The sequence below is a fragment of the Salmonella enterica subsp. diarizonae genome (genome assembly GCF_008692785.1).
Taxonomy (GTDB): Bacteria; Pseudomonadota; Gammaproteobacteria; order Enterobacterales; family Enterobacteriaceae; genus Salmonella; species Salmonella diarizonae.
This window is the reverse complement of sequence record NZ_VXJV01000003.1, coordinates 97,688-123,024: the sequence shown is the minus strand read 5'-3', so window position 1 is coordinate 123,024 and position 25,337 is coordinate 97,688. Positions and strand designations below refer to the sequence as shown.

The 25,337-nt window shown below is 49.1% G+C and carries 27 protein-coding genes; 12 read left to right on the top strand and 15 right to left on the bottom strand.

The annotated features are described in order from the left end of the window. Positions 1-16: 16 nt before the first annotated feature. The 7 genes from rfaJ to rfaQ all read right to left on the bottom strand — a co-directional run bounded on the left by rfaJ (position 17) and on the right by rfaQ (position 7,188). The gene (gene rfaJ, locus F4V72_RS07560) at positions 17-1,027 is read right to left on the bottom strand and encodes a lipopolysaccharide 1,2-glucosyltransferase RfaJ (protein ID WP_070801573.1); all 1,011 of its coding nucleotides are present in this window, start codon (positions 1,025-1,027) and stop codon (positions 17-19) included. A 17-nt stretch (positions 1,028-1,044) separates the two neighbouring features. Beyond that, a complete protein-coding gene (gene waaO, locus F4V72_RS07555; RefSeq protein ID WP_053529936.1) occupies positions 1,045-2,058 on the bottom strand; it encodes a lipopolysaccharide 3-alpha-galactosyltransferase in 1,014 nt (337 codons plus the stop codon). A gap of 5 nt (positions 2,059-2,063) precedes the next feature. Then, positions 2,064-3,143 carry a lipopolysaccharide 1,6-galactosyltransferase gene (gene waaB, locus F4V72_RS07550; RefSeq protein ID WP_053529960.1) on the bottom strand — a complete coding sequence of 360 codons (1,080 nt, stop codon included), beginning with the start codon at positions 3,141-3,143 and terminating at the stop codon, positions 2,064-2,066. An 85-nt stretch (positions 3,144-3,228) separates the two neighbouring features. After that, positions 3,229-4,152, bottom strand: coding sequence for a glycosyltransferase family 52 (locus tag F4V72_RS07545; protein ID WP_232081676.1), 924 nt, complete (start codon positions 4,150-4,152; stop codon positions 3,229-3,231). 54 nt (positions 4,153-4,206) lie between these two features. Further along, positions 4,207-5,004 (bottom strand): lipopolysaccharide core heptose(I) kinase RfaP, encoded by a 798-nt coding sequence (rfaP, locus tag F4V72_RS07540; protein WP_023247300.1) that lies wholly within the window; start codon positions 5,002-5,004, stop codon positions 4,207-4,209. After that, the gene (locus F4V72_RS07535; RefSeq protein WP_080070374.1) at positions 4,997-6,121 is read right to left on the bottom strand and encodes a glycosyltransferase family 4 protein; all 1,125 of its coding nucleotides are present in this window, start codon (positions 6,119-6,121) and stop codon (positions 4,997-4,999) included. Before F4V72_RS07535 ends, rfaP begins: the two co-directional genes overlap by 8 nt. Continuing rightward, positions 6,118-7,188, bottom strand: a complete 1,071-nt coding sequence (rfaQ, locus tag F4V72_RS07530) for a lipopolysaccharide core heptosyltransferase RfaQ (RefSeq protein WP_071790770.1) — start codon at positions 7,186-7,188, stop codon at positions 6,118-6,120. The genes F4V72_RS07535 and rfaQ overlap by 4 nt, the downstream gene beginning before the upstream one ends. A 408-nt stretch (positions 7,189-7,596) precedes the next feature. Here rfaQ and waaA point away from each other — a divergent pair, with 408 nt between their 5' ends. Together waaA and coaD are read left to right on the top strand one after the other, a co-directional pair. Beyond that, positions 7,597-8,874, top strand: coding sequence for a lipid IV(A) 3-deoxy-D-manno-octulosonic acid transferase (gene waaA / locus F4V72_RS07525; protein ID WP_023247297.1), 1,278 nt, complete (start codon positions 7,597-7,599; stop codon positions 8,872-8,874). 8 nt (positions 8,875-8,882) lie between these two features. Then, a complete protein-coding gene (gene coaD, locus F4V72_RS07520; protein ID WP_001171884.1) occupies positions 8,883-9,362 on the top strand; it encodes a pantetheine-phosphate adenylyltransferase in 480 nt (159 codons plus the stop codon). A 23-nt stretch (positions 9,363-9,385) separates the two neighbouring features. Here coaD and mutM read toward each other — a convergent pair whose 3' ends face one another. The 4 genes from mutM to radC form a co-directional block, all read right to left on the bottom strand. Beyond that, positions 9,386-10,195: a bifunctional DNA-formamidopyrimidine glycosylase/DNA-(apurinic or apyrimidinic site) lyase gene (gene mutM / locus F4V72_RS07515; RefSeq protein WP_023247296.1), complete on the bottom strand. Its 810-nt coding sequence runs from the start codon at positions 10,193-10,195 to the stop codon at positions 9,386-9,388. Between the two features lie 98 nt (positions 10,196-10,293). Continuing rightward, the gene (rpmG, locus tag F4V72_RS07510) at positions 10,294-10,461 is read right to left on the bottom strand and encodes a 50S ribosomal protein L33 (RefSeq protein WP_001051798.1); all 168 of its coding nucleotides are present in this window, start codon (positions 10,459-10,461) and stop codon (positions 10,294-10,296) included. A 20-nt stretch (positions 10,462-10,481) separates the two neighbouring features. Then, positions 10,482-10,718, bottom strand: a complete 237-nt coding sequence (rpmB, locus tag F4V72_RS07505) for a 50S ribosomal protein L28 (RefSeq protein ID WP_001519051.1) — start codon at positions 10,716-10,718, stop codon at positions 10,482-10,484. Positions 10,719-10,934: 216 nt separating this feature from the next. Continuing rightward, positions 10,935-11,600: a RadC family protein gene (radC, locus tag F4V72_RS07500; protein WP_023247295.1), complete on the bottom strand. Its 666-nt coding sequence runs from the start codon at positions 11,598-11,600 to the stop codon at positions 10,935-10,937. 175 nt (positions 11,601-11,775) lie between these two features. Between radC and coaBC the strand changes: the two genes are divergently transcribed. From coaBC to slmA, 3 genes are all read left to right on the top strand, one after another. Further along, positions 11,776-12,996, top strand: coding sequence for a bifunctional phosphopantothenoylcysteine decarboxylase/phosphopantothenate--cysteine ligase CoaBC (gene coaBC / locus F4V72_RS07495; protein WP_023247294.1), 1,221 nt, complete (start codon positions 11,776-11,778; stop codon positions 12,994-12,996). After that, complete coding sequence (gene dut / locus F4V72_RS07490; RefSeq protein ID WP_000976078.1) at positions 12,974-13,432, top strand: dUTP diphosphatase; 459 nt, start codon at positions 12,974-12,976, stop codon at positions 13,430-13,432. The genes coaBC and dut overlap by 23 nt, the downstream gene beginning before the upstream one ends. A 108-nt stretch (positions 13,433-13,540) precedes the next feature. After that, on the top strand, positions 13,541-14,137 hold the full coding sequence (gene slmA, locus F4V72_RS07485) for a nucleoid occlusion factor SlmA (RefSeq protein WP_023247292.1): 597 nt from the start codon (positions 13,541-13,543) through the stop codon (positions 14,135-14,137). 79 nt (positions 14,138-14,216) lie between these two features. Here slmA and pyrE read toward each other — a convergent pair whose 3' ends face one another. Together pyrE and rph are read right to left on the bottom strand one after the other, a co-directional pair. After that, positions 14,217-14,858 carry an orotate phosphoribosyltransferase gene (gene pyrE, locus F4V72_RS07480; RefSeq protein WP_136057938.1) on the bottom strand — a complete coding sequence of 214 codons (642 nt, stop codon included), beginning with the start codon at positions 14,856-14,858 and terminating at the stop codon, positions 14,217-14,219. Positions 14,859-14,936: 78 nt separating this feature from the next. Then, on the bottom strand, positions 14,937-15,653 hold the full coding sequence (gene rph, locus F4V72_RS07475; protein ID WP_001247078.1) for a ribonuclease PH: 717 nt from the start codon (positions 15,651-15,653) through the stop codon (positions 14,937-14,939). A gap of 125 nt (positions 15,654-15,778) precedes the next feature. On the opposite strand from rph, the gene F4V72_RS07470 reads away from it, so the two are divergent. After that, entirely contained in the window at positions 15,779-16,642 is an 864-nt protein-coding gene (locus F4V72_RS07470; RefSeq protein ID WP_053509308.1) for a YicC/YloC family endoribonuclease, read from the top strand. 49 nt (positions 16,643-16,691) lie between these two features. Here F4V72_RS07470 and F4V72_RS07465 read toward each other — a convergent pair whose 3' ends face one another. Continuing rightward, entirely contained in the window at positions 16,692-17,594 is a 903-nt protein-coding gene (locus F4V72_RS07465) for a LysR family transcriptional regulator (protein WP_136057937.1), read from the bottom strand. A gap of 73 nt (positions 17,595-17,667) precedes the next feature. Between F4V72_RS07465 and F4V72_RS07460 the strand changes: the two genes are divergently transcribed. Both F4V72_RS07460 and F4V72_RS07455 read left to right on the top strand, forming a co-directional pair. Then, on the top strand, positions 17,668-18,549 hold the full coding sequence (locus tag F4V72_RS07460; RefSeq protein ID WP_053529943.1) for an HARLDQ motif MBL-fold protein: 882 nt from the start codon (positions 17,668-17,670) through the stop codon (positions 18,547-18,549). Positions 18,550-18,799: 250 nt separating this feature from the next. Continuing rightward, a complete protein-coding gene (locus F4V72_RS07455) occupies positions 18,800-19,417 on the top strand; it encodes a trimeric intracellular cation channel family protein (protein WP_000924334.1) in 618 nt (205 codons plus the stop codon). Here the strand turns inward: F4V72_RS07455 and ligB are convergent. Further along, positions 19,414-21,099 carry an NAD-dependent DNA ligase LigB gene (ligB, locus tag F4V72_RS07450; protein ID WP_079795987.1) on the bottom strand — a complete coding sequence of 562 codons (1,686 nt, stop codon included), beginning with the start codon at positions 21,097-21,099 and terminating at the stop codon, positions 19,414-19,416. The two genes, F4V72_RS07455 and ligB, sit on opposite strands and share 4 nt — an antisense overlap. Before the next feature lie 256 nt (positions 21,100-21,355). Here ligB and gmk point away from each other — a divergent pair, with 256 nt between their 5' ends. The 4 genes from gmk (at position 21,356) to trmH (ending at position 25,334) form a co-directional block, all read left to right on the top strand. Beyond that, the gene (gmk, locus tag F4V72_RS07445; RefSeq protein ID WP_000046966.1) at positions 21,356-21,979 is read left to right on the top strand and encodes a guanylate kinase; all 624 of its coding nucleotides are present in this window, start codon (positions 21,356-21,358) and stop codon (positions 21,977-21,979) included. A gap of 54 nt (positions 21,980-22,033) precedes the next feature. Continuing rightward, complete coding sequence (rpoZ, locus tag F4V72_RS07440) at positions 22,034-22,309, top strand: DNA-directed RNA polymerase subunit omega (RefSeq protein WP_000135058.1); 276 nt, start codon at positions 22,034-22,036, stop codon at positions 22,307-22,309. An 18-nt stretch (positions 22,310-22,327) separates the two neighbouring features. Beyond that, positions 22,328-24,439: a bifunctional GTP diphosphokinase/guanosine-3',5'-bis pyrophosphate 3'-pyrophosphohydrolase gene (spoT, locus tag F4V72_RS07435; protein WP_000280481.1), complete on the top strand. Its 2,112-nt coding sequence runs from the start codon at positions 22,328-22,330 to the stop codon at positions 24,437-24,439. Between the two features lie 205 nt (positions 24,440-24,644). Continuing rightward, the gene (trmH, locus tag F4V72_RS07430) at positions 24,645-25,334 is read left to right on the top strand and encodes a tRNA (guanosine(18)-2'-O)-methyltransferase TrmH (RefSeq protein WP_070803451.1); all 690 of its coding nucleotides are present in this window, start codon (positions 24,645-24,647) and stop codon (positions 25,332-25,334) included. The last annotated feature ends 3 nt before the right edge of the window (positions 25,335-25,337 follow it).

Genomic DNA, 25,337 nt, shown 5'->3' with positions numbered 1-25,337 from the left:
GATTTAGGGAAGGGAATTATTTGTGGAAAAGTTTACGATAAAGATATGCACTTCCAGCCAGAAGGCCTTTGAAGTAATGACCCTGTACGAAAAGATGTTTATATCGCTTCTTAAATTCAACGATGGTACGCGCATCTTTTGCGGGAAAATCTTTCCAGGGTGAGTTCAGGCGTGCATTTTTGTAATAGATAACTGAAGGATAATTTGCCCAGGCATGCCAGGGCTTAGTGGCACCCGTATAATGAATTAAAATAGTATTCTCATTAATTATATTGCTATATTTCTTATGTGTTCTGTCTTTCAACTCACTTTTGATAGTATAAATAGTATTATACGGTCGTGGTAGGAAAACGACTTTATTCTGTAGAAGAATATTTAAAACATCCTGATCAGGATATTTAAAAGAATCTGCGTCTTTACCCGCCAGGAGTAAAAAGGCTTTTTCTGTTAAGGCATTCTCTTTCCATAATTTCAGGTTAACAAAAACCACGCCGGAGTTAAAATAACCACCTTGTAAATTAAATGTTCTTAATCTCTCATTTACCTTATTCTGGATGGAATCAACATCTTTCACAACCGCAGCAATCTTCTCTGTCAGATCAAGCCGTAGAAGATCTTGCAAAGAACCTTTGCATACAACATCGGCATCCAAATAAAGTAATGTGTTTACCTTCTTGCTAAGATAATCGAAAGCAAATAAACGAAAATACATTGCTCTTGACCATACTTTAGTTTGAGGCAATACCTCAAGGCTTTCTACTTTAATAAGATAAAGAGAGATTTTAATGTGGTGCTGTACGGCTAAACGCTCTATATATTTAACAAAACACGGGGAGTATGAATCACAAATAATGTGAAAAGCGAGCGGGATATTATTGTTTAATACAACTGAAGCAATTGACACCCCTACACCATCAAGATAGTTTTCATCAACACCATAAGAAATGTTTAATACGTTATCATCATTATTATTACTTTCATCAAAAACTTTATATTCAGTTATTTCTATCTCAGGAAATGAATCCATTACATCACCTATGGGTTTTATTCAAGAAGTTTACGTTTAAAGTAGGCTATATAATAATTTATACCCGAAGTATAATGCTTCTGATTAAACATATGCTTCGCCGCATAACGTAATTGATGACTAGTGACTGGATTTAACAGTGCGCAATGAGACCATGGTGAGTTGCTCTTTGCCTGTAAAAAATATTGTGACACCGGATAAGCCCCCCAACTATGCCAGGGCTTCGTTGGTCCGATATAATGAACAAATACAGTCTCAGCATCAACTGGATTAATAACTGAATCTTTTAATTCATAGTTAAGACTAAATTGCGTATTAAATTTTTTATCAACAAAACGAGCCTTATTCACTAATAATATATTTAATACATCCTGATCAAGGTGCGTTATACGCTGCACCACCTCCGGATCTTTTAGCATTTCAATTGCTTTTTTAGAAATATTTTCTGCGGTCCAAAGAGGTATATTAATTAAGATAAAACCGGCATTAAAATAGCCAGAAACCAGCCCAGGCGTTGCCAGGCTAACCGAGCGCTTAGTCCACCATTCCAACTCGCCTTCAGCAACGACCGCCGCAATCTCATTTTCAGCGAAATTAAGATCAATAAGTTCCTGAATACTTCCCTTACATGCAATATCTGCATCCAGATAAAGCACTCTATCTGTTTTATCTGAAAAATAGTCGGCGATAATGAATCTAAAGTATGTTGCATAGGTCCAGTTTTTGGTACTGGGTAGCGATTTTAATCGCTCACAATCAATTAGATAAACAATGATCTGCGTAGCGTACTGTTTTGCTAATGCATCAAATCGCTGCTGGTCTTCAGGGCCAAAGGAATCAGTAAAAACATGGAAAGCTAACGCCTTCTCTGGGTTAGCAAGGAGAACCGATGCAATAGAGACACCACAGCCAAAAAGAAAGTTTTTATCAATCCCATAAGATATATTAAATTTATTAGCATCACTATGTTGTGCATAGTTATAATCTAAAGTCTGTTGAATGACTTCTTCTTCAAAATATTTTCTGCTCATAGTGATCACTTTTGTAATTTCGAGAATATCGCATTATAAAAATTTTTAAAATATAGCACATCGTAAAATCTCTCAATCGTGCCGGGAATTATATCGTGATGATATTTTACTTCACCGGAAATAACTCGATTAAGATGCCCTACAAAATCATCTATAGCACCCGGCGTGTAAAGCTCACCATTCAAACCGGGTTTAATCATATCGCGCGGACCAGACATACAATCAGAACTAATACACGGAATTCCATATGACATTGCTTCCAGCAGGGTCATAGGAAATCCCTCAAATGCAGAGGTAAGTAGTAACGCGGTGACATTTTTTATTTTTTGCTGTACGACTTGCCACGGCGCGCTTTGCCAACCATACCAGATCACACGCAGCTCAATACCAAGCTCCCGGCTATAGGCCTGGCACTTTTCAAAATCTGAGCCATCACCAATAATATGTAGCTGCCATTCCCCTGTCGTTCGAGCCAAACCATCAAATAAATCTTTAACTCTTTTCTGCCCTTCAAATTTAAGACGCCCTACATAGAGAAATACAGCGGGCTTATCGCGCTCAGGCGGCGGCACAATGATTGTTTTACTAGAGACAGGATTATAAACGACGCTAATATCTTGCGCTGAGATCCCCCGTGCCATCATCTGTTCTTTAATACCACTACTGATGGCCAGATGATAATCTGCGTACGTTATACATTCCGCATGTTTTTTATGGTCGAGAGAAAAATGCGGCCATGAGAAAATAGTAAACTGTTTACCACTTTTCTTTCGTGCTTTATTGGCATAAAGACATGAGATAACATCAATACATATCACAATATCCGGTGACGTTTTTTTCAGCCACTGACTAAAATTATAAACATGTCTAGCTCGACGCAGAAAACTTAATTTTATATTTGAGAATGATTGCGCATATTTAATCTCTTTTAGCCATGCTTTATCCATTTTGTCATTACGACAAAAGAAAAACATTTCACAGTTGATTTTCGGAGAGTTGTTTTCAAACGTATGGATAACGTTACTAATAACAGTTTCCATCCCTCCAAAACCAGATACCGCTTCGCCAATAAACGTTATTTTCAATGAAGTCACCATCTGCTGACACTCATGTTATTCGGCTTCCTTCACTTTTAAGATACTGTAAGAACAAACCCAATCAACACTATATTTATACTGAGACCTGATTAAAATCGAAGCCCAGTCCATGATTAAAGCTATCTTTTAGAAAATGGCTGGTTATTTTATAGTTTTTGATAGCTGAGATATTATTTAGATTATACTGAACTGTGCTATTAAATCCATATATCTCTAATGCCATCCCCTGCTCCAGACATTCTAAAATAATGTCCTCGGCTATCATTTCAGAGTTAACATTCAATACACCATTAAACTGATGCGAGTCATATCGAGGATGAGGAATATATATATCAACCGCTTCTTCCTTAATAAACCGCTGAATATGCTCAAGAAAAACACTCTCATCTTCTTTATTTTTTAACGCATCAGTATATACAGTGCCCAATAATACTTTTTTAAAGCCATTATTCGTATCAGGAAGACCGTTGTGGTGTACCAATATAATTCCTTCGGTATTTTTAATTATGTTGGATCTGTTAGGGAATAGAGTATAATGTTTTGCGTCTAACTTTAATATTTCATCTTTATGATATTTACGCCCCATCAGTTTTCGTATTAACTTTGATGTTGCGCTTATATTCTTATTTTCATACATTATACTTTTCTGATTGATATTATTTGTACCATCATCAAAGGTTTTTATTTCAGAAAAAGAGATACACGATAAAATATGGTGTATAAGTGGGACATGAAAATTCGCAAAGAAAACGGTATGATATTCTCTGGCATATGATTCCATGATTTTTTTAGCATATCGTGTTCTATGAATCGTTTTAAATGCCGAAAATTTTGAAACCTGAGAGACTATGCTTGAGTACCGACATAACGGTTGGATTTTTTTTAAATAGTACTGATTTTTTACGTTATCTACATCGCCAATAAATAAAACATCAACACTCTTCAACTGCTCTTTTTCTATAATTGACCGCGCAATGAGCAATTGTAAATTAGTCATGCATATGAAAAGGAACATACAGCCTCTATGCTATTTATAAATACAGCATTTATATTAAAGATGTTTTCTTATTGTTCTTTCTTTGATTCGAGCGGCTTTAACATCCGCCTGATGAATCAACCCCGATTCTTTTCGCAAAATCTCTCGCAGGGGAAGAGAGAAATACTCACGCATAAACCGGAATATATCTCGCTGAGTCAGGCCAATATTCATTGAAGAAAAATAAAGCCCAATTAAATCTTTATCACGCCAGCGAAGGGGAACGCGCTGGCGTATCTGCGCGCGATGCAGGTCGATTACGGAGATTTTTAAATCCTCTTCGCGGCCAGTGAAAGGCAAATGCAGAAGAAAGTGGCAAATATAACAGTCGCGATGGTTAATTCCCCCGACGTGCATTTTACGTACCATGGTCGCAACACGCTTAATGATCATCCGCTTCACCTGCACGTCCGGTGGATTAACAGCCCAGTCAGCGCAGTAGTCTTCAAGGCTAATCGTGGGCGTTAAATCTTCGGTGATAATAAATGATGTTCTGGTTAGCGGGTTTACACCTTTTTCACCAAAACCAACGCCGTGCATCGTATCTACCCCTAGCTCTTGCAGGCGGTGAATAGCGTGCCATTCTCTGTCAGCGCCCAGTACAGGCATACGTAACGAAATCAGGTTCTTCACAATTTCTTTCAGAGAGGTGCCTTTATGCCACTTCAGGAAGTAGGTTTTGCCGTCCAGCTCAAACCGCAATGTTCGACGCGTTTCCAGCTCTCTGAACACTTCGCCCTGTAACGTTTTCACTTCCTCAAAAGCATCTTTACCGCGCCATAGTGTGGTTAACGGCGCTTTCAGCTCAACCATCTAAATCACCTGTAATAATATCTGCGGCCTTCTCCGGTAAGCTGTATAAATCCTGGGTATCAGCATAATACCGCGCATTTTCAGCCCAGGCGCTGCGTAAGGAAGGCTGTGTCAGCGCTTTGAGTAAAACCTCATTTAGCACATCCTGACGGAAAGGTTCAGCCATCGCTTCGCCACAGTTTGCATCCACAATATAATGTGCATAACCGCACACCGCGGTTGTCAATACCGGCAAACCAGCAGTAATGGCTTCCAGCAAAACAATACCAGCGGCTTCCTGATAGGCTGGATGCAGTAAAAGGTCGGCTGCCGCCATTAATTCCGCGATATCACTACGTCCACAGAAAAAATGCACATTCGCACCGACGCCGCTTCTTTCAGCCAGTGCCGCTAACTTCTTCGGCTTATCCTGCCCGACAACATAGAGCACCGTATTTTGCCGTAAAGATTCGGGTAGCGATGCCAGCGCTTCAATAGAGCGATCCACACCTTTACGGGTAAAGTCAGACCCCACTTGTAACAGTAATTTTTGCTGTTCTGAGATACCGTTTTTCTGACGATAAATTTGACGACTATTCGGGATCTGTTGGCTATATTTTCTGTCCGGGTAAATCCCCGGAGGAAGAATATGGAAACGTTCCGCTTCAGTCTGATAATGTTTTTGGAAGTCAGCAATCTGCTTATTCGTCAGCATTAATAGCTGCGTCTGCTTGCCGTGTTCAAACGTGGCGCGTTCAAAAGCAGCATAATGCCGGTAACGTGATGTCAGGCGATAGAAAAAACCTTTTTCCTGTGCGACTTTTTCGGCGTAACACACGTCCGCGGCATAATACACATCAAGGCCCGGCATCTTATTGAATCCAACAACCCGATCGACAGGGTAGTCGCGCAAATGGTGTTGTACCCAGGCATAATATTCTGCGTTACGACCGTGGTTCGTCCGGGATTTAACCGGCACGCGGATTAATTCAAAGTTATCCGGGCATTCCCCCTCCCATGTCTGAGTATAAACACGAACCTGATGACCTCGCGCCGCCACGGTTTGGGCAATGCGCATAAAATCACGCTGCAGACCGCCAAAAGGAAAATATTTATATAAGCAAAAGGCAACTCTCATAGCAGGCTGTCCAAATCTATTGGGCGTGCCTCATGCGGCAGCATTTTTTCCGTCGCGGCGATAACATCTTCAGCCGGAATAACGGAAAGGTATTTTTTATTACGATCAAGCTCATGCCGTTCAGGCATCGGCTGATAATTCCCTGCCCAAAACTGAATCATGTCGTCGGTCCAGGGACGCCAGAACACATGATCCGTCGCGCCGAAAAGGCAAATGACCGGCGTTTTGACTGCTGCGGCGATATGACCGGGGGCCGAATCAACACCGATAAACAGATCCGCATGGTCAATCAATGCGCCCAACTCAGGAAAGCGAGTTTTACCCGCCAGACCGGTAATCGGTTTTGTCTCACAGCCGCGTGCAATATCATCCACGCAGGCCATCTCGTCTGCGGCCGGGCCTGACGTCAGTACAACCTGATAGCCACGGCGCTGCACGGCATCAATAACCTGAGAGAATTTATCGTTATCCCAGCACTTAAATAGCTGCCGTGCCGTAGGCTGAATAACGACATATTGCCGGGTTACGCCAAGTTGTTTGAGCTGTTGTCGCATGTTTTCCCAATGTTCCGGGCGATAGCTCATGGTGGTTTCCGTGACATACTGTTTTAGCGCTAACGGCTTTAGCGCGGATAACGTGCGCTCGACAGCATGCTCTCCCGCATAAGGCACTAAATGCGTAAAGCTCTTTTTCCATAAAGCAGACTGACGATTACCGAAATCCTGCGAGATTTTTATTTTTGCGTCTAAAAAACGCACAATAAGCGCCACGCTCCACTGATCGGTAAGATTGACAACCAGATCATACGGGTTAGCACGCAATTTTTTGATCAGCGATAGCGCGTTTTTAATCTTCTCTTTTGTTCCTGCGCCTTTGTTACTGATGCCATAGAGTGCATTAATCTCCGGATTTTCCGACAATATCGGTATGGTGTTCTGATAAAGAAGCACATCGATTTTTGCATCGGGATAATTCTGCTTCAGCGTACTGATGACTGGGGTGGTAAGTAACATGTCTCCATGAAAACGCATTTTTATAATCAGAATTCTTCGAAATGGCTTTTCCACAAGCGACTCTTTGGTTGAAATTGTCCGGATAAATAAGCAGAAAAAAGCACGCTACCGCCCCAGGCTTCACAGCAACCCGATGGCTAATACCGCACTCATTTTAGATGCGCTAGTGTAACACTTCTTTCGCAGCAATCCGATACGAATAAATTTTATACACAATCATTTTTTTAATTATAAATTCAAAGAGATATTAATTTACCCCTCTATTTTGAATGGTCATTCCAATTGCCTGGGGCGACAAGGGCGGCAAATTTCAATGGATTGCGTAAAAATGCAAAAATAATGAGGTTTCGCGCCTGGAATCCCCGCTTCTGAGCCAATTTGGCGCAAAAATGGGAAAAGTAATGGTAAAGCCCAGGCTAAATACATAGAATCCCCAGCACATCCATAAGTCAGCTATTTACTATGCTCGAATTGCTTTACACCGCTCTTCTCTACCTTATTCAGCCTCTGATCTGGATACGGCTTTGGGTGCGTGGACGTAAAGCGCCGGCCTATCGTAAGCGCTGGGGTGAACGCTACGGATTCTACCGCCGTCCGTTGAAACCGGGCGGAATCATGCTGCATTCCGTCTCAGTGGGCGAAACTCTGGCGGCCATCCCATTGGTCCGCGCTCTACGTCATCGCTATCCCGATCTGCCTATTACCGTAACGACCATGACGCCGACCGGCTCGGAGCGCGTCCAGTCTGCCTTTGGCAACGATGTTCAGCACGTTTACTTGCCTTATGATTTGCCCGATGCGCTCAATCGTTTCCTCAATAAGATTGACCCTAAGCTGGTATTGATCATGGAGACTGAGCTCTGGCCAAATCTGATTGCTGCGCTGCATAAACGTCATATTCCGCTGGTGATCGCTAATGCGCGGCTTTCCGCCCGTTCCGCCGCGGGTTATACGAAGCTTGGCAAGTTTGTCCGTACGCTCCTGCGCCGTATCACCCTGATTGCCGCGCAAAACGAAGAAGATGGCGAACGTTTTGTGGCGTTGGGCGCGAAGAACAATCAAGTCACGGTCACAGGTAGTCTGAAATTTGATATTTCAGTTACGCCGCAACTGGCGGCTAAAGCCGTTACGCTACGTAGCCAGTGGGCGCCGCACCGGCCAGTCTGGATTGCCACCAGTACCCACGATGGCGAAGAGAGTATCGTTATCGCCGCTCACCAGGCGTTATTACATCAATTCCCGAATTTATTACTGATTCTGGTGCCTCGCCATCCGGAGCGTTTCCCGGATGCTATCAATCTTGTGCGCCAGGCAGGGTTAAGCTACATCACTCGCTCTTCGGGCGAAGTGCCGTCCGCCAGTACTCAGGTCGTGGTAGGCGATACCATGGGCGAGTTAATGTTGCTCTATGGAATTGCCGATCTCGCCTTTGTCGGTGGTTCACTGGTTGAGCGCGGCGGTCATAACCCGCTGGAGGCTGCCGCCCATGCGATTCCGGTACTGATGGGGCCGCATACCTTTAACTTTAAAGATATTTGCGCCCGTCTGGAGCAGGCGAGTGGACTTATCACTATTATTGATGCGGCTACGCTGGCAAAAGAAGTTTCCTCTTTACTGACCGACGCTGATTATCGTAATTTCTACGGACGTCACGCAGTTGAAGTGCTCTATCAAAATCAGGGCGCGCTCCAGCGTCTGCTGCAACTGTTAGAACCCTATCTGCCACCGAAAACGCATTGAGGGCTGTCATGCAAAAACGGGCGATTTATCCAGGCACGTTTGATCCGATTACCAACGGTCATCTCGATATTGTGACGCGCGCAACGCAGATGTTCGACCATGTCATTCTGGCCATCGCCGCCAGCCCCGGTAAGAAACCCATGTTCACTCTGGACGAACGTGTGGCGCTGGCGCAAAAAGCGACCGCACACTTGGGTAACGTAGAGGTGGTGGGCTTTAGCGACCTAATGGCCAATTTCGCCCGCGACAGACAGGCGAATATCCTGATTCGTGGTCTGCGCGCGGTGGCGGATTTTGAATATGAAATGCAGTTGGCGCATATGAATCGTCATCTGATGCCGCAACTGGAAAGCGTTTTCCTGATGCCGTCCAAAGAGTGGTCGTTTATTTCATCGTCGCTGGTCAAAGAAGTGGCGCGCCATCAGGGCGATGTGACCCACTTTCTGCCGGACAATGTGCATCAGGCGCTAATGGATAAGTTGAAATAAGTCTCCTTGCCGGGCCTGGCGTTTTACTTCTGACAGTGACGGCAATAGAACGTCGCACGCTGTGCGTGTTTCGTTGCGACTATCGGCGTACCGCATACCCGACACGGCTCGCCTTTGCGCCCGTACACCTGCAACTCCTGCGCAAAATAGCCCGGTTTTCCATCGCTTTGCAGAAAATCCTTCAGCGTTGTCCCGCCTTGTTCGATAGAGCGCAGCAAAACGGCTTTAATCACTCGCGCCAGCAGGTCGCACTCCTCTGTCGAGAGTGACGACGCCAGGCGGTCAGGGTGAATACCAGCGGCAAACAGCGACTCGCTGGCGTAGATATTCCCCACGCCGACCACCAGCTTGTTATCCATCAGCCAGGGTTTAATCGCCGTCTTCTTCTTCGCGCATTTCTGCTGCAAATATTCGCCATTAAACTCATCGCTTAGCGGCTCCGGTCCCAGATGCGCCAGTACGTTATGCCCTTCCAGCTCTTTGGTCCATAACCAGGCGCCAAAGCGGCGAGGATCGGTATAACGTAGAATTTTGCCATTGCTCATCACCAAATCGACATGGTCGTGCTTTTCCGCCGGCAGCGCTTCCGCCAGTATCCGCAAGCTTCCCGACATCCCCAGGTGAATGATTATCCAGCCGTCAGGCAGCTCCAGCAGCAGATACTTGGCACGACGCTGCACGCTGAGGATGGGCGTATCGCTCAGACGATAAATTTCATCTGAAACCGGCCAGCGCAGACGACCGTTACGGATATGGGCGTGCAGAATAGTAGCGCCAACTAAATGGGGTTCAATACCCCGGCGGCTGGTTTCAACTTCGGGTAATTCAGGCATAACGTCTCCGGCAGTGTGACAGGTCTTATTAATATGGGGACGGCCAGAAAAACAAAAAACCCCGCCGAGGCGAGGTTTTTGTTACATCAAAGCGAGAATTATTTGATTTTCGCTTCTTTGTAGATCACGTGCTGACGGACAACTGGATCGAATTTTTTCAGCTCCAGTTTTTCCGGTTTAGTACGTTTGTTCTTCGTAGTGGTATAGAAGTGACCAGTACCAGCAGAAGAAACCAGCTTGATTTTCTCACGAATACCTTTAGCCATGATTTATTTCCTCTTAGTACTTAGTACTTTTCGCCACGGGCACGCAGTTCAGACAGAACTGTTTCGATGCCTTTTTTATCGATGATACGCATACCTTTAGCAGATACACGCAGGGTGACAAAACGCTTCTCGCTCTCAACCCAGAAACGGTGAGAGTGCAGGTTAGGCAGGAAACGGCGTTTAGTCGCGTTCAGTGCGTGGGAACGGTTGTTACCGGTCACCGGACGCTTGCCAGTAACTTGGCAGACTCGGGACATGTCTATTCTCCAAAAATCAAATTAGCTCGAGCTTCGTATGGGGTATTGGCGCCTCGTCAGGCTGTAAAGCCCGGTCACGACGGTTCTAAGTGAACCCCCGATTGCCAGGCCCAAATGCCAAACCCGAGATTCTCAAAGGTGGCGTAGTATACGCTGACCCGGCGATATGCTCAAGTCCCGAACAGACAAAGATCCCGATGGATCGCGCAAAGTACCTTAAATCCAGCCGCGTTCGGCAAAAGAAACGTACTCTCCGCGGCCAATTATCAGGTGATCGAGCACCCGGATGTCCATAAACTGGCAACACTTTATCACGCGCTCGGTGATAAGTTTATCCGCTTTACTCGGCTCTGCGCAGCCTGAAGGGTGATTATGCGCCAGAATGACCGCCGAGGCATTGAGTTTAATCGCTTCCCGGACAATCTCACGCGGATGCACCTCTACGTGGTTAAGCGTGCCGGAAAACAGGCGGCTGTGCTGAAGCACACGGTGTTGGGCATCGAGGAAGATCACCAGAAAGATCTCACGCTCCTCGCCCGTCAGTTGGCTTTGCAGAAATTCCCGCGTCATTTCCGGACTTAGCAACGCACTTTCCTCATTCATGCGCACACTGTAATAGCGCCTTGCCAGCTCAGCAATGCCTTTCAACTGCGCGAATTTCGCCAGGCCGATACCGTTTACGCCGCGAAACTGCGCAAAGTCCGCCGACAGCAGGCCATACAGCGACCCAAAGCGCTGCAACATCTCTTTTGCCAACGTCATAACATCTTTTCCCGGCGTGCCGGTACGTAAAAAAAGCGCCAGCAGCTCAACATCGCTAAGGGAAGCAATGCCGGATCTGAGCATTTTTTCACGCGGCAATAATCCGTCCAACGTATCCATACGCGCACCTCCTTTTTTAAGGAAGCGGCATAGTGGCATAGCCTTTGGGAGAGATCGATGCCCCGATTTTGTTCTTGCGTAGCGCCTCGCAAAGTGGAGCGCAGGCAAAGACACGACGCCGTAGAGATTGTGATAAAATAGCCGCCTTTCAAAATCACCCAACAGGAAAGACATGATGAGCCTGGCCGGTAAAAAAATTGTTCTTGGCGTTAGCGGCGGTATCGCTGCGTATAAAACGCCGGAGCTGGTACGCCGTTTACGTGAGCGCGGCGCTGACGTGCGCGTGGCAATGACCGAGGCGGCAAAAGCCTTTATTACCCCCCTGAGCTTACAGGCAGTGTCGGGTTATCCGGTGTCCGACAGTCTGCTTGACCCTGCCGCCGAAGCCGCGATGGGGCATATCGAGTTGGGGAAATGGGCCGACCTGGTTATTCTTGCCCCCGCGACCGCCGATCTGATCGCCCGTGTAGCATCGGGTATGGCTAATGATTTAGTCTCCACCATCTGCCTGGCGACGCCAGCCCCGGTAGCCGTTCTTCCGGCCATGAACCAACAGATGTACCGCGCTGCCGCCACGCAACATAATCTGGAGGTACTCGCCTCTCGCGGTCTGTTCATTTGGGGGCCGGATAGCGGCAGTCAGGCATGTGGCGATGTAGGTCCTGGCCGAATGCTGGACCCATTAGTTATCGTCGATAAGGCCGTCGCGCATTTCGCTGCTGTCAACGATCTGCAACATCTTAATATCATGATTACGGCAGGTCCGACGCGCGAACCGCTCGACCCGGTGCGTTATATTTCCAACCACAGCTCCGGTAAAATGGGCTTCGCTATTGCGGCGGCCGCCGCGCGTCGCGGCGCAAATGTCACGCTGGTCTCCGGTCCCGTTTCGTTACCAACGCCGCCTTTTGTAAAACGGGTTGATGTTATAACCGCGCTGGACATGGAAGTCGCTGTTCAGGCCGCCGTTCAACAGCAGCATATTTTCATTAGCTGCGCCGCCGTGGCTGACTATCGCGCAAAGACTATCGCCAGTGAAAAAATCAAAAAACAGGCGGCGCAAAGTGATGAATTAATAATAAAAATGGTCAAAAACCCGGACATTATCGCCGGGGTGGCCGCACTCAGTGACAATCGACCCTATGTTGTTGGGTTTGCCGCGGAAACGAATAATGTGGAAGAATACGCCCGGCAAAAACGTATCCGTAAAAACCTTGACCTGATTTGTGCAAATGATGTTTCACTTTCAAATCAGGGATTTAATAGCGATAAAAACGCTTTACACCTTTTCTGGCAGGATGGAGATAAAGTCTTACCGCTTGAGCGAAAAGAACTCCTGGGCCAATTATTACTCGACGAGATCGTGACCCGTTATGATGAAAAAAATCGACGTTAAGATTCTGGACCCGCGTGTTGGTCAGCAGTTTCCGCTGCCGACTTATGCTACTTCTGGTTCTGCCGGGCTTGACCTGCGCGCCTGTCTCGACGACGCCGTAGAACTGGCGCCTGGTGCAACGACGTTGGTGCCTACCGGACTGGCCATTCATATCGCCGATCCATCACTGGCGGCAGTCATGTTGCCGCGTTCGGGCCTGGGCCATAAACATGGTATCGTGCTGGGCAACCTGGTCGGGCTGATTGATTCCGATTATCAGGGGCAACTGATGGTTTCGATCTGGAACCGTGGTCAGGACAGTTTTACCATTGAACCCGGCGAACGTATCGCGCAAATGGTGTTTGTTCCGGTCGTTCAGGCCGAATTTAATCTGGTGGAAGCATTTGACGCCACCGAACGTGGCGAGGGCGGCTTCGGTCATTCTGGCCGTAAGTAAATTTTTACGCATCCCAATAACGTCATAATACTGCCGCAAGCGCTGAGTTTGCGGTTATAGCGTGGGTGCTCGCCTGGCAAGTGCTTATTTTCAGGGGTATTTTGTAACATGGCAGAAAAACAAACTGCGAAAAGGAATCGTCGCGAAGAAATACTTCAGTCTCTGGCGCTGATGCTTGAATCCAGCGATGGAAGTCAACGCATCACGACGGCAAAACTGGCGGCCTCGGTCGGCGTTTCCGAAGCGGCGCTATATCGCCATTTTCCCAGCAAGACCCGCATGTTCGATAGCCTGATTGAGTTTATCGAAGATAGTCTGATTACCCGTATCAATCTGATTTTAAAAGATGAAAAAGACACCAGCACGCGTTTGCGACTGATTGTGTTGCTGATTCTGGGTTTTGGCGAACGCAACCCTGGCCTGACGCGCATTCTTACCGGGCACGCGCTGATGTTTGAACAGGATCGCCTGCAAGGGCGCATTAACCAGCTTTTTGAACGCATCGAAGCGCAGCTCCGCCAGGTGCTACGAGAAAAAAGAATGCGTGAAGGCGAAGGCTACGCGACGGATGAAACACTGTTAGCAAGCCAACTGCTCGCCTTCTGTGAAGGTATGCTTTCACGGTTCGTGCGTAGCGAATTTAAATACCGTCCAACGGACGATTTCGACGCCCGCTGGCCGCTCATTGCCGCTCAGTTACAGTAACGCTGGCCGACTCACGCCTTATCCAGGCGACAGAAACATAGGCCCGGTAAGCGTAGTGTAGCGCCACCGGGCAATTCGCTTACACCCCAAATTCTTCCTGGTATGCCCGCACAGCAGCCAGATGCTCAGCCATCTCAGGTTTTTCTTCCAGATAGGCAATCAGGTCTTTCAGCGTAATGATGGAGATAACTTTACAGCCATAGTCACGCTCCACTTCCTGAATCGCGGAAATCTCGCCGCGGCCACGTTCCTGGCGATCCAGCGAAATCAGTACGCCTGCCAGCGTGGCCCCGTGCGCCTGAATAATCTCCATAGACTCGCGAATCGCCGTACCTGCGGTAATCACGTCATCCACCAGCATCACGCGGCCCTGTAGCGCGCTGCCCACCAAATTCCCGCCTTCGCCATGATCTTTTGCCTCTTTGCGGTTAAAGCAGTACGGCAGGTCTTTATCGTGATGTTCCGCCAGCGCAACCGCTGTCGTCGTCGCGATCGGAATACCTTTGTATGCGGGGCCAAACAGCAGACCAAATTCAATACCGGAATCAACCAGAGCTTCGGCATAAAAACGGCCTAACAACGCCAGGTCGCGCCCGGTATTAAACAGCCCGGCGTTGAAGAAATAGGGGCTTTGGCGCCCGGATTTCAGCGTAAACTCGCCAAACTTTAGTACCTGCTTGTTAAGCGCAAACTCAATAAACTGGCGCTGATACGGCTTCATGGATTCGCTCCTTTTCTTACTTTCATCATTTACGAAATTTACGGACAAAAAAAAGGCGACTTTTCAGTCGCCTTAAAATCAATTTTCTAACGCCGCCTTCTGCGTCGCTACAATGGATTCAATTCCCCCTCGGGCCAGCGCCAACAAAGTGAGAAGTTCTTCATGGCTGAACGGTTCGCCTTCCGCGGTGCCCTGTACTTCAATGATGCGGCCGTCTTCGGTCATCACGACGTTCATGTCGGTTTCTGCGGCGGAATCTTCAACATACTCCAGATCGCAGATCGCTTCGCCGTTAACGATGCCTACGGAAACCGCCGCCACCATGCCTTTCATCGGATTGGTTTTCAGCTTACCGTTTGCAACCAGCTTATTCAGCGCATCCGCCAACGCCACGCAGGCACCGGTAATAGACGCTGTACGCGTACCGCCATCGGCCTGGATTACATCGCAGTCCAGCGTAATGGTAAATTCGCCGAGCGTTTTCAGATCGACCGCCGCACGCAGCGCACGCGCGATCAAACGCTGAATTTCCATAGTACGACCACCCTGCTTACCCTTTGCCGCTTCGCGCGCGTTACGGGTATGGGTGGCGCGAGGCAACATGCCATACTCAGCGGTGATCCACCCCTGGCCTTGTCCTTTCAGAAAACGCGGGACGCCTTCTTCAATGGAGGCGGTGCACAACACTTTGGTATCTCCAAATTCGACCAGTACCGAGCCTTCAGCGTGTTTTGTATAGTTACGGGTCAGGGTTACGGGACGCACCTGATTAGCGCTACGGCCTGCTGGACGCATATTGAGATCTCCGACTTAAAACGAATGTGGCTGCGCATTATACGGACTTCCGATGGTTATTCCTATCCTGACAAGGCCTGGATAGCTATAATCCCCTCATCTCTCCTTTAAAAACGGGAACATCTATGATCCGCAGTATGACCGCCTACGCCCGGCGTGAAATTAAGGGTGAATGGGGTAGCGCGACCTGGGAAATGCGCTCGGTAAACCAGCGTTATCTGGAAACTTACTTTCGTCTGCCGGAACAGTTCCGTAGTCTTGAACCCGTCGTGCGCGAGCGCATTCGTACACGTCTGACGCGCGGCAAAGTCGAATGCATGCTGCGTTTTGAACCCGATGCCAGCGCGCAAGGCGAGCTTATTCTGAATGAAAAGCTGGCAAAACAACTGGTTAGCGCCGCAAACTGGGTCAAAATGCAGAGCGACGAAGGGGAAATCAATCCGGTTGATATTTTGCGCTGGCCAGGTGTCATGGCGGCGCAAGAGCAGGATCTGGACGCGATTGCCGCAGAAATTTTAGCCGCGCTGGACGGTACGCTGGACGACTTTATCGTAGCGCGTGAAACGGAAGGCCAGGCGCTAAAAGCGCTGATTGAACAACGGCTGGAAGGCGTCAGCGCCGAAGTAGCGAAAGTTCGCGCGCATATGCCGGAAATCTTGCGATGGCAGCGTGAACGCCTGGTTGCCAAGCTGGAAGACGCGCAGGTACAGCTTGAAAACAACCGTCTGGAGCAAGAACTGGTGATGATGGCGCAACGCATTGATGTGGCGGAAGAGCTGGATCGTCTGGAAGCGCACGTCAAAGAGACTTACAACATTCTGAAGAAAAAAGAGGCGGTAGGTCGCCGTCTGGACTTCATGATGCAAGAATTTAACCGTGAGTCGAACACCCTGGCGTCCAAATCCATCAACGCTGATGTAACTAACTCCGCTATTGAATTAAAAGTGTTGATCGAGCAAATGCGCGAGCAAATTCAGAATATCGAATAATTCTGGCGCTCAATACGTCACAGCGCCCGCCTTATGCGGGCTCTCGCGTTTATTGGTAGTACGTTTTTAATTTCCGGCGAATGGCTTCGATAAGGCGTCGCTTCCACTCTACCGTCGAAGCCCGGTACTGCATGAAAATAGCGCCTTCCGCCTGCTCTCCGGCAAGCGGCAGGACAAAAAGACCACGCTTATCGGATAAATTTTCATACCAGGGGCACGGTACAATAGCCATCAGCGGCGCCGACTGGACAGCAGGCGCAAGTTGGCTGTAATCATGACAAACAAACGCCAGCGGACGTTCAAATCCGGCACGAGTCTGCTGCCTGTCCAGTTCGTTGTTCTCTTTTGTCCATGGCAAACAGTAAATGTGCTGATAATGCTGTAGATCAGCAAAATTCAACGCTGCGGCATTCTCCAGACGTGAACGCAATGGCGTGCCATAAACCGCGATCAAACGCGTAGTCCCCACCCGTTCGTAATGCAGAGCGCTGACCTGCTTTTGATGGTCGCCAATTGCCAGCACCAAATCAACCGAGCTATCCAACAATTCATCACGCCAGGGTCGGCGGGCAAAAGGAAGGCACTCGATCACCGCCTGATGAAGATAACCTTTCTCTGCGAGAACGGGCGTAAGCAGCGCGTTCAATGCGGGAGGAAGTACCACCCGGAAACAACGGGAGCCGTTCTCTTTATCGCCAAACAGCTCCTCATTAAGCGAAACAAACACAGGCGCCAATTTGTCACGTAGCGCCTGCGCATAAGGCGTAGGAATCTGGCGGTTCCCTTCCCGTCGAAACAACGGATCGTTTAGCGCATCGCGCAATCTCATTAGCGCATGACTTACCGCAGAAGGCGACAAAGCCAGCTTTTGCGCCGTTTTCCCCGTAGAGCTGGTCTCTAGCAGCACATACAGTACTTTTAACAGGTTCATATCCATTTGCAGCAAGTTCATTAAACGTCTCTCTTATTGAACCTGGCTAAATTACTGCCAGGTATACTGCGGGCGCTTCAATCAGGAGAACATTATGAATCGCTATGTATTATTCTTTGTATGTATATTTTCAACATCAGCACTTCCTGCAATGGCGGCATTAGATCCTTCACAACCGTTATCACCCGCTCCGCCGTTGTCACTGTTTAAAGCGTGGGCTAAGCCTATGGAGCCGTTTCAAATCACGGAAGGCGTGTGGTATGTCGGCACAGAAAATCTCTCTTCTATTCTACTGACCACCCCGGCAGGGCATATTCTTATTGATGCGGGGTTGGATGAAAGCGCACCGCAAATTAAAGCGAATATTGAAGCGGCAGGATTTCGCCTCACTGACGTGCGCTATCTGTTGAACAGCCATGCGCGGCTGGATCAAGCGGGGGGCATGGCACGTTTAAAAGGGTGGAGTGGCGCACAATTGGTCGCCAGCCAACCCAACGCCGATCAGATGGCGAGGGGTGGACGACAGGATTTTGCGCTTGGCGATGCGCTCCCCTTCCCGCCCGTCACCACCGATAAAATTATCCACGACCAGGAAAGCATCAGCCTCGGAGGGATAACCGTGACAGCACTATTCACGCCTGGACATCTACCCGGCTCAACCTCCTGGCGCGTAACGCTCCGCAACGGCAAGACGCTAATTTACGCCGATAGTCTCGCCACACCCGACTATCTGCTGATTAACAACAAAAATTACCCTGACCTGGTTACTGATATTCAGAGCAGCTTTAAAACACTGGCCGCCCAGCATGTTGATATCTTTATTGCCAACAAAGGTGACCGCTTCGGGCTACTGGAGAAACGACAGCAACTTCGCAACGGCGATACACAGGCATTCTTTGATTCCAATGGCTTGCAACAGTATGTGGAACGCTCGCGTCAGCGCTTCATCACACAGCTTACCGCACAGCAGCCATAATGAAATGACGAATCGGCGGCGCGTCCAGGGCGCCGTTCAGGTAATTTATCTAAGTCAAAATAGAAATGCTTCACATAAAATAAACCACAAAAATGATGTTCAATTTATTGATATTTATAATAAATAATTATTAATCATAAATTTAAAATCATTACTAAAATTTATTAATAGAGTAATGCCTTAGAAAATCTCAATCGTGATACAGCGCACAAATCGTTAATCTTCGCCCCCAGTAAATTAGGGGGAAATCATGCTGTTGCACGTTCTTTATTTAATTGGCATTACTGCCGAGGCCATGACGGGCGCACTCGCTGCGGGTCGTCGTCGCATGGATACATTCGGCGTAATTATTATTGCTACCGCTACCGCCATTGGCGGAGGCTCGGTTCGCGACATTCTGCTCGGTCACTATCCGCTAGGTTGGGTGAAGCATCCCGAATATGTCATTATTGTGGCGACTGCCGCTGTATTGACCACAATTGTTGCTCCCGTCATGCCCTATTTACGCAAGCTTTTCCTGGTACTTGACGCGCTGGGGCTGGTAGTTTTCTCTATTATTGGCGCTCAGATAGCCCTTGATATGGGCGAGGGGCCAATTATTGCCGTAGTGGCCGCCGTCACTACCGGCGTCTTTGGCGGCGTACTCCGCGATATGTTCTGTAAACGCATCCCACTGGTGTTTCAAAAAGAGCTATATGCCGGCATTTCGTTCGCCTCGGCGGTGCTCTATATTGCGCTACAACATTACGTCATGAATCCGGATGTCGTCGTTATCTCTACGCTACTGTTTGGCTTTACAGCAAGGTTATTAGCGCTACGTCTTAAACTTGGCCTGCCGGTATTTTATTACCGCCATGAAGGACACTAAGATCCGAATCCGGGAATATGCTGAGCAGCCAGCCATCTGCTCAGCGCCTTGATCTGCGGATTATCCCGCCAGTCGATAACTCTCCCGGCACGACGCTCGCTCGTCGCTGGCAACTGCCGCCATTGTTGATCTGTTCGCATTAATAATTGTTCCCATGAACGATCGCCGCTGGCCTGTAATGCGGCCTGCGTTAAGGGGATATCCATCGCAATGATCCAGCGGGTAAACGACTGCCGACGCGCCAGGTTAAATTGCCGCCATATCTGCTCGCTTTTTCCTTTAGCAAAGCCTGGCGTATTAGCTATTTGCGCTGGCGTCAGGGCAAGCCAGGAGAAGATATGCGCAAAGCGATGCGTCTGATGCAAAGCCCGCCAACTGGCTTCGCCCATTCCGTCCAGATCCAACGCCGACCGTGACCCCAGCCATACCAGCCTGGAGATAAACTGTTCCTGACACATTGCCGACGCGTAAAAGCAGGTCAGCGAGTTAAAATGGCTACCAGGAGGCACAGGCTTACTCCGCTCACGACTCCGCCAGACAACCTCATCAAGCCGGGGAATGCCTTGCCCGGCCAGACTCACCAGGATCTGATCGCCCGGCGCTATATCCCACGCTTCCCAACGTTTCACAGAACCGATATTGACCCGCTGAACCCGCTTATCATCCAATATAATGGGGACAAGTGACGCTACTACGGCAATTTTGCCGCTTTTCCCCACCGAGAATTGAATAGCGCTCACTTGCGCGACCTGCGCTACCGGCGGATATTTCCATGCCGCCAGCCAGTCGCCCTGCCCCGGTCGCCAGTGTTGTGATGCGGGCTCTTTAGCCATGCGTATCACTACGCCATCCGTCACAAAGGGTAATGCTGACGTCAGCCATGACTGGCGCGCGCGCTCGACCTCGCTGGCATTTTTTACCGCCAGGGAATATGTCTGCGTCAGACTGAATCCAGCCTTAGCAAGTTGACTTAATCTGTCGGACATATTTGCCGGACCATCCGGCCACGCCCAAATAAAAATACCCAACGAATTTAGCGCGGAGGCGTTATCCTGGCGCATTAACATCCCTGCGACTTTCGAGCGCGCATTCATCCCGCCCATTTGTTGCTGGATATGACCCTCGCGCTGTAGAAAAATTTCGCCCTGCAATACCGCGTTGGCAAGCGCGCCTCGCGTTGTCTGCGGTATAGAGGGGATCTGGCGAATTTTTGGCGTCCAGTCCTCGCCTTGTAGTCCGTTACCCCGGCTGATAGCCCTGATCAGTTTACCGTTCTGATAAACCAGCGTTACCGCTACGCCATCCACTTTTGGTTGTACCCAAAGCTCGCTGCGCCCGCGCATCCACTGCGCTACCGCCTGCCGGTCCGCGAGTTTACGAACGCCCGTATGTGCAACAGGATGCATTGTTGTACCGTTTAACGGCGGTGAAACCGGAGTAGATGAAACATCCTGACCAATACAGCGTTGCCACAGAACCAGCCTTGCGCTGAGCTGGTCGTACACACTATCGTCAACCGCGCTAACACCTTGTTTCCAGTAGATGTCATTCCAGTCAGCGAGCTGTTGCTGTAAACGGGCGATTTCTTCAGTGGCCCTTGCTGGTGGCCAGGCCGGGCAAAGCGCCCCACTCTGCGAATGCCACAATAAAATGCCCCACGCCACGCTTTTCCATAATCTCATCACGACCTCCTGTGCATATTGCCCGGCAGGTATAACGCTTCAGGGAATAAAAACCGAGAGGTAAAAACGCATCATCCGAGCCGCTTTCCAGATTTTTTAGTGGGTTGCTGCAACGACGCGATAAAAGCGGAAAAAGGGACGCAAAATGCAATAATCTGGCGCAAAAAGTGTGACAAAGACTACGTCGCATAACGGCGATGTGTATAATAAGCCCGTATCAAGGCTCTATTTCGATAATCACATACGTAAGATACTCATGGCTCAAGGTACGCTTTATATTGTTTCTGCCCCCAGTGGCGCGGGTAAATCCAGCCTGATTCAGGCTTTATTAAAAACCCAACCGTTGTATGACACCCAGGTTTCCGTTTCACATACCACGCGCGCGCCGCGTCCGGGTGAAGTGCACGGTGAGCACTATTTCTTTGTAAATCATGACGAGTTTAAGACCATGATTGGCAGGGAGGCGTTTCTGGAGCACGCGGAAGTGTTTGGCAATTATTACGGCACTTCTCGCGAAACCATTGAGCAAGTGCTGGCAACCGGCGTCGATGTTTTTCTGGATATCGACTGGCAGGGCGCCCAGCAAATTCGCGAAAAAATGCCGCAAGCACGCAGCATTTTTATTTTGCCGCCGTCAAAGATCGAACTGGATCGCCGTTTACGCGGTCGCGGGCAAGATAGCGAAGAAGTCATTGCCAAACGAATGGCGCAAGCGGTTGCAGAAATGAGCCATTACGCCGAATATGATTATCTTATTGTGAATGACGACTTTGATACCGCGTTAAGCGATTTGAAAACCATCATTCGCGCTGAACGTCTGCGTATGAGCCGCCAAAAGCAGCGTCATGACGCTTTAATCAGCAAATTGTTGGCAGACTGAACCCACTTTCAGTATCATGCCCAGTCATTTCTTCACCTGTGGAGCATTTTAAGTATGGCACGCGTAACTGTTCAGGACGCTGTAGAGAAAATTGGTAACCGTTTTGACCTGGTACTGGTCGCCGCGCGTCGCGCTCGTCAGATGCAGGTAGGCGGAAAGGATCCGCTGGTACCGGAAGAAAACGATAAAACTACCGTTATCGCGCTACGCGAAATCGAAGAAGGTCTGATTAACAACCAGATCCTCGACGTCCGCGAACGCCAGGAACAGCAAGAGCAGGAAGCCGCTGAATTACAAGCCGTTACCGCTATTGCTGAAGGTCGTCGTTAATCACAAAGCGGGTCGCCCTTGTATCTGTTTGAAAGCCTGAATCAACTGATTCAAACCTACCTGCCGGAAGACCAGATTAAGCGTCTTCGGCAGGCGTATCTCGTTGCACGTGACGCTCACGAGGGTCAGACACGTTCAAGCGGTGAACCCTATATCACACACCCGGTAGCGGTGGCCTGTATTCTGGCCGAGATGAAACTCGACTACGAAACGCTGATGGCTGCTCTGCTGCATGACGTGATTGAAGATACCCCCGCTACCTACCAGGACATGGAACAGCTTTTCGGTAAAAGCGTTGCCGAGCTGGTAGAGGGGGTGTCGAAACTTGATAAACTCAAGTTCCGCGATAAGAAAGAGGCGCAGGCCGAAAACTTTCGCAAAATGATTATGGCGATGGTGCAGGATATCCGCGTCATCCTCATTAAGCTTGCTGACCGTACCCATAACATGCGCACGCTGGGCTCGTTACGCCCGGATAAACGTCGTCGTATTGCCCGTGAAACCCTCGAAATCTACAGCCCGTTGGCACATCGTTTAGGTATTCATCACATTAAAACCGAGCTGGAAGAGCTGGGTTTTGAAGCGCTGTATCCCAATCGTTACCGCGTCATCAAAGAAGTGGTAAAAGCTGCGCGCGGCAACCGTAAAGAGATGATCCAAAAAATCCTCTCTGAAATCGAAGGACGTTTGCAAGAGGCGGGAATTCCGTGTCGCGTTAGCGGTCGAGAAAAGCACCTTTACTCGATCTACTGCAAAATGGTGCTCAAAGAGCAGCGTTTTCACTCGATCATGGATATCTACGCGTTTCGTGTGATCGTCCATGACTCCGATACTTGTTATCGCGTACTCGGCCAGATGCACAGCCTCTATAAGCCGCGTCCGGGACGCGTTAAAGACTATATTGCCATTCCCAAAGCGAACGGTTATCAGTCTTTGCACACCTCGATGATCGGCCCGCACGGCGTTCCTGTTGAAGTCCAGATCCGTACCGAAGATATGGATCAGATGGCGGAAATGGGGGTCGCAGCGCACTGGGCGTATAAAGAACACGGCGAGACCAGCACCACGGCGCAGATCCGCGCTCAGCGCTGGATGCAGAGCCTGCTGGAGCTACAACAGAGCGCCGGTAGTTCGTTTGAATTTATCGAAAGCGTAAAATCCGATCTCTTCCCGGATGAGATTTACGTTTTCACCCCGGAAGGGCGCATTGTCGAACTGCCCGCTGGCGCTACGCCGGTGGATTTTGCCTATGCAGTGCATACCGATATCGGCCACGCCTGTGTCGGCGCGCGTGTTGACCGCCAGCCTTATCCGCTGTCGCAGCCGCTTAGCAGCGGTCAGACCGTCGAAATTATTACCGCGCCGGGCGCGCGTCCCAACGCCGCCTGGCTAAACTTTGTCGTCAGCTCTAAAGCGCGCGCTAAAATTCGTCAGTTGCTGAAAAACCTCAAACGTGATGACTCCGTAAGCCTGGGGCGCCGTCTGCTTAACCATGCTTTAGGCGGTAGCCGTAAGCTGGCGGAAATTCCGCAGGAAAATATTCAGCGTGAGCTGGATCGTATGAAGTTGGCAACGCTTGACGATCTGCTGGCGGAAATCGGTCTCGGCAACGCGATGAGCGTAGTGGTCGCAAAGAATCTTCAGCAAGGTGAAGCCGTGGTGCCGACCGTTGCGCAATCGAATCATGGCCACCTGCCAATTAAAGGCGCCGATGGCGTGCTGATCACCTTTGCGAAGTGTTGTCGTCCGATCCCAGGCGACCCAATCATCGCTCACGTCAGCCCAGGTAAAGGACTGGTGATCCACCATGAATCCTGCCGTAATATTCGTGGATACCAGAAAGAGCCAGAGAAATTTATGGCGGTCGAATGGGACAAAGAGACGGAGCAGGAATTCATTACCGAAATCAAGGTGGAAATGTTTAACCATCAGGGCGCGCTGGCTAACCTGACGGCGGCGATTAATACGACCACCTCCAATATTCAAAGCCTGAATACTGAAGAGAAAGATGGTCGCGTCTATAGTACCTTTATTCGCCTTACCGCGCGCGATCGCGTACATCTGGCGAATATCATGCGCAAAATCCGCGTGATGCCAGACGTCATTAAAGTCACCCGTAACCGAAACTAATTTTTTACGCAAAATCATTCGCATTGCATTAAAACGGCAAGCGAATGACTCCCCAGAAGCGTACAGAAGTACGTGGCTGGGGTGAATGACAAATCTGTCAGGAACAGATTTGAACACCGCAAAGCGGTGGCCCGCAGGGCGAGGCTCATGGACGAGCCGAGTAACCAGCAGCTAACGCCGAGGCAATTTGAAGGATGAAGTATCAATGAATGCACAACGTTATGCGCGTATATGCGAAATGCTCGCCAGGCGTCAGCCTGATCTCACGGTCTGCATGGAGCAAGTCCACAAACCTCATAACGTTTCTGCAATCATTCGTACTGCAGATGCCGTTGGCGTCCATGAAGTCCATGCTGTCTGGCCCGGTAGCCGGATGCGCACCATGGCTTCCGCGGCGGCGGGCAGCAACAGTTGGGTACAGGTGAAAACGCACCGTACCATTGGCGATGCGGTAGCCCATTTGAAAGGACGGGGAATGCTGATTCTGGCAACCCATCTTTCTGATAAGGCCGTGGACTTTCGCGAAATTGATTACACGCGCCCGACCTGTATTCTGATGGGTCAGGAGAAAACCGGTATTACTCAGGAAGCATTAGACCTGGCGGATCGGGATATCATCATTCCTATGATCGGCATGGTACAGTCGCTGAACGTTTCCGTCGCCTCCGCGCTCATTCTTTATGAAGCCCAGCGCCAGCGACAGAACGCGGGCATGTATCTGCGTGAAAATAGTATGTTGCCAGAAGATGAACAGCAGCGCCTGCTGTTTGAGGGCGGTTATCCGGTGCTGGCGAAAGTCGCTAAACGTAAAGGTCTGCCTTATCCTCGCGTCAATCAGCAGGGCGAAATAGACGCCGATGCTGACTGGTGGGCGACGATGCAGGCGGCAGGGTAATCA